Here is a 4,384-nt window from a genome sequence, read left to right on the forward strand (position 1 = left end):
CTCAGTCAATGGGTAAAGCCGGGTCACGACGGAAGATATCTGTATCAAGGACAGAGGTGTCATGTGTTGTAAATACCAACTGTGCATTGTTCCTGTTAACTTCAGGATTATGGATCAGGCTAATGAGGAAGCGGACCATAAGGGGATGCAGGCTCGTATCCAGTTCATCAACAAGAAGGATGCGGCCCTTTGCGAGGACATCCATCAAAGGACCTGCAAAAGCAAAAAGCTTTTGAGTGCCTCCGGATTCGTCTGAAATATCAAATGACACAATATCTTTACTATCTGTTTTATGTAAAAATCTAACATTGGTCATATCTATGCCTTGAAAATCTCTGATCAAATGTTCTTTGAATTCCTGAGATATGTTAGTAGGTAAGATATCCGGAGAGAATGGTGTCTTCTTTAGTTCAATCCCGGTAATTGAACCGTTCTGACAATGTGAGCACAGAGCTGAGAGAAAAACCATACTCCTTCAGGTTGTCACTGAAGTGGTCAGCGGGAAGAAGCAATTCTGATGCAGCAATGTTGCTCTGATGTCAATAGTGAACAGAAAAACCTCAAGAAACAAGCTGTAACATATCCAGTTGCCGCCGCAGGAAAATATAATTGATGCCAATTGGAATTATTTTGTCTTCCTTGCTTCTTTTACGGGTTCGGCCTTCTTTACAGTCTTCTTTGCTGTCGCCTGTTTTAAAGTGGACTCCTTTTTCGTTACTTTCGCAGATGCCTTTTTTAGTTCCAACGGCAATTTCTCAAATGTGTCTGCTTTCTTTGATGCTTTCTTTGGTTTGCTCAATTCTTCAAATCTTAGCATCACAATCCGCTCTGCCTCGACCCAGTGCTCAACCTCTCTGCCCGGCATTCTTCCACTCTTTTCCCAGAGACTATAGGCCACCTTTTCTATTTCATTCTGAATATTCATACATACCTCCGATTAGTAATTATTTTAGATTGATTTTTAACTTCTATCACGAATCAGTCAGCCAGAAATGCAAAGACACAGATCATTATATAGGATTTTAAAAAAAATACAAATTTAATGCATTAGCCTCGTATCAAATCAAGCTTCTTCTTTCGCCGCCATCCCTTTATTTCGGATTCACGTCTGAGGGCATGGCTCCTGTCTTTCTGTTTCTCTGTATAAAGCAGCTTAACAACTTTTCTTGAGCTCGTATAATGCCCGCCTTTGCCATTCATGTGTTCCTGAAATCTTCGTTCAACATCAGTCGTTATTCCTGTATAGATTGTGCCATCACTGCATTGTAGAAGATAAACGAAATACATAAGTCCTTTTTACTGATCTCATAGAGCTGGAGCAACGACAGCGTATCACATCAGGCACCTGTCTTCAACGCTTATTGATGTGCAGGGTCCTTCATGTTATAGTCCACTGTATATCGCAGAGCGTTGATTTTCTATACGAGGGCGTTATCGGACGCTTCTGACACTGGCTGCGATATCATTACTCCAGGAATCTTCCATGAAAAAATATGACTATGACATCATTGTCATCGGAGGCGGGGCCGCGGGATTTGTCTCTTCAAAGCTTGCCTCAGGTCTTGGTAAAAAAGTTGCCATGATTGAAAAGGATAAATTGGGCGGAGAGTGCACGCTCAATGGCTGCGTACCGAGCAAGGCACTTATTAATTCAAGCAGGATTGCCCATAAGATAATGAATGCCGGCCAATATGGATTGGCAATCAATTCGCTACTGGAAATTAATACAGAGCAAGTCATGTCCCATGTCCGTTCAGTTGTACAACGGGTATATGATGGTCATCGCCCGGAGGTATTTCAAAAACAGGGGATAGACGTCCTCTTCGGGGCGCCAACATTTATAGATAATCATCAGATACTTTTAAACGGGAAGAAGATGTCGGCAAATAAAATGATTATCTCAACGGGCTCTTCTCCACTGGTCCCTCTCATAGATGGGATTGACACGGTCCCGGTTTTTACAAATCAAAACATCTTTAACATGGAAAGGCTTCCTTCATCCATGATTATTCTTGGCGGCGGCCCAATCGGGGCAGAACTGGGGTCTGCCTTTAACCTGCTTGGAGTGGATGTCTCTGTTATCCACAAATATGAGCGTATCCTTAATAAGGAGGATGTGGAGTTGGTGGATATCCTCTCTGCAAAAATGACAGAAGAGGGGGTGAAGCTGATCACAGGATACAAGCCCGTGAAGGTTACCCTGAAAGACGGCAGGATATCAATGAGTATTCAGAACAGTAATGACCAGGTGCAAAACGTCAATGCAGAAGCTCTCCTTGTCTCTGTTGGCAGAAAGGCCAATGTTGAAGGACTTCAACTTGAACGTGCCGGAGTAGAATATTCCCTGAAGGGTATAAAGACCACCAATACGCTTCAGACGACTGCCCCGAACATCTATGCATGCGGTGATGTTGCAGGCCCTTACCGCTTCAGTCATATGGCAGAATATCAGGCCAAAATAGCCATAATCAATGCAATCTTGCCTTTTAAAAAGAAGGTTGATTATAAGAATGCTGCATGGGCAACATTTACTAATCCTGAAATTGCCCATGCCGGTTTAACAGAGGAGGAGGCAAGGAAGAGCTATGGGGACCGGATCAGTATATATAAGCATGAATACAGCCACATAGACAGGGGAAAGACCGATGTCTCAGAGACAGGTTTAGGAAAATTTATATGCGATTCCAAAGGGAGACTCATCGGCGCTCATATTCTGGGGGCCAGGGCAGGGGAGCTGATCCATGAGACACAAATTGCAAGGTCCCTCGGCATCCCATTTTATAAGCTGTATTCGGTCATACACATCTACCCGACATTTACAGACGTAGTCAAGCAGGCGGCTAAACTCTGTTATATTGACAAACTACAGCGCAACCCTTTCCTGAAATTCCTGAGAAAATTTTTGTGAGGCAAGATGTTCCTAAATGGCAGCTCTGCCCTTGAAGACCAGAAGCAATTGCGTTAAAATATAATAAGCAGGCTATGAATGTTCAATCCTGACAGTTCTCATTCAGTTCCATCAAATCACTTCATTGAATGGAGGCAGAGGATGAATTTATCGCTCAAATATTATTTTGATAATACCACTGGCACAGGTGTGCTCTCGACTGTTGAAGCTTCTCTAATATCGGGCATAAGGGTTAGAGTGCAATGTATAAACCTTTACTCATCGCTTTAGGATTTATCTGCATAGGGCTGGCGGTCCTCGGAATAGTCCTTCCGTTGTTGCCGACGACTCCTTTCCTTCTGCTGGCCGCTGCTTGTTTTGCAAAATCTTCAAAAAAACTTCATGACTGGTTATTGAGGAATAAAACCTTCGGTCCCCTTATCAAACAGTGGCAGGAAACGAGGAGTATGACCCGGAAGACCAAGGTCTATGCCCTCATCTCTGTTTTTGTAGTAGGGGGGACATCTTTTATTTCTCTGAATACTTTTATTATGAGGCTGATTCTGATTGCAGCCCTCGTATTGCCTGTTGTAATCATACTGAAAATCAAGACCACGGAGTCTTTGTAATTCATTGAATCGGGTTTGAACTTGAGATTCGATAAATCCGGATCAGTCTCCTGCGTAAGGAAAGCCTGCTATCTGAAGCAAGTAAAATAAGGTTTGCTATTAAGCTGATGTTGTGCTAATCTAATGACATCGGGAATCATTATCAATTAGAGTGTGATTTAGGCATTTTTTAAACAATCGTTTTTGAAAAGTTAATAAAAAGGAGGGGGAAAATCATGTCAAGAAAATACATAGATTGCAGAGATTATCCTGGTGATGTTAAGTGTACTGTTGCTATTTCAGCCGATACCGATGATGAGCTCCTGAAAGCCGCTGTTCAACACGGTACCTCAGTGCATGGATATCCGGATACTCCCGATGTTCGGAAAAAATTGCGCGATTCATTTAAAGAGGGGACACCCAAGGCCTGACAATAGTCTGAAGGTATCATGAGGATGGATGGCTTATGAAAGAGCGGCTCCAGTCAATCACCCTGCGTTGAGCGGGTAAGAGTGCTGTGTAATGCCAATCTTCACTTGCGAGGGACCGGAGGTCATTAATTGTATCTATGTCAGCCAGGGGATGCAGTTTACTGATATAGCCCAGGGTCTCTATCTCCCGTATCAATTCGACAGCAGTATTTGACTGGCTGTATTTTACACCCGTCCATAATTCTTCTGATAACGGAACGTTTCCTCCAAACAGGTAGAAGCCGCCATCTTTGGCAGGACCTATCACAAAGCGGCTTCTGCCATCACTCAGGAACAGGGCGGCATCTATTAAATATTGCCATGGCATTTGAGGGCAGTCCGACCCGATTAAAAGAACAAAGTCGTGTTTATGGAGCAATTCACTATAAACGTTAGAAAGCCGTTCACCTAACCCGCCA

At 43.2% G+C, this 4,384-nt stretch carries 7 protein-coding genes; 3 read left to right on the forward strand and 4 right to left on the reverse strand.

Annotated features, from left to right (window positions below; translation table 11 throughout):
- Position 1: 1 nt before the first annotated feature.
- The 3 genes from IT392_09075 to IT392_09085 all read right to left on the reverse strand — a co-directional run bounded on the left by IT392_09075 (position 2) and on the right by IT392_09085 (position 1,287).
- Complete coding sequence (locus tag IT392_09075; protein MCC6544638.1) at positions 2-469, reverse strand: ATP-binding protein; 468 nt, start codon at positions 467-469, stop codon at positions 2-4.
- A 156-nt stretch (positions 470-625) separates the two neighbouring features.
- Entirely contained in the window at positions 626-925 is a 300-nt protein-coding gene (locus tag IT392_09080; GenBank protein MCC6544639.1) for a DUF2934 domain-containing protein, read from the reverse strand.
- 122 nt (positions 926-1,047) lie between these two features.
- On the reverse strand, positions 1,048-1,287 hold the full coding sequence (locus IT392_09085) for a GIY-YIG nuclease family protein (GenBank protein ID MCC6544640.1): 240 nt from the start codon (positions 1,285-1,287) through the stop codon (positions 1,048-1,050).
- A gap of 196 nt (positions 1,288-1,483) precedes the next feature.
- On the opposite strand from IT392_09085, the gene IT392_09090 reads away from it, so the two are divergent.
- The 3 genes from IT392_09090 (at position 1,484) to IT392_09100 (ending at position 3,926) form a co-directional block, all read left to right on the forward strand.
- Positions 1,484-2,908, forward strand: coding sequence for an FAD-dependent oxidoreductase (locus IT392_09090; protein MCC6544641.1), 1,425 nt, complete (start codon positions 1,484-1,486; stop codon positions 2,906-2,908).
- A 242-nt stretch (positions 2,909-3,150) separates the two neighbouring features.
- A complete protein-coding gene (locus IT392_09095) occupies positions 3,151-3,516 on the forward strand; it encodes a YbaN family protein (GenBank protein MCC6544642.1) in 366 nt (121 codons plus the stop codon).
- A 215-nt stretch (positions 3,517-3,731) separates the two neighbouring features.
- Entirely contained in the window at positions 3,732-3,926 is a 195-nt protein-coding gene (locus IT392_09100) for a DUF1059 domain-containing protein (protein MCC6544643.1), read from the forward strand.
- Positions 3,927-3,942: 16 nt separating this feature from the next.
- Here the strand turns inward: IT392_09100 and IT392_09105 are convergent.
- Positions 3,943-4,384 (reverse strand): DUF2064 domain-containing protein (locus tag IT392_09105; GenBank protein MCC6544644.1); only part of this gene is annotated, 442 nt, incomplete at its 5' end.

It is taken from the genome of Nitrospirota bacterium, from assembly GCA_020846775.1.
Lineage (GTDB): Bacteria > Nitrospirota > 9FT-COMBO-42-15 > HDB-SIOI813 > HDB-SIOI813 > RBG-16-43-11.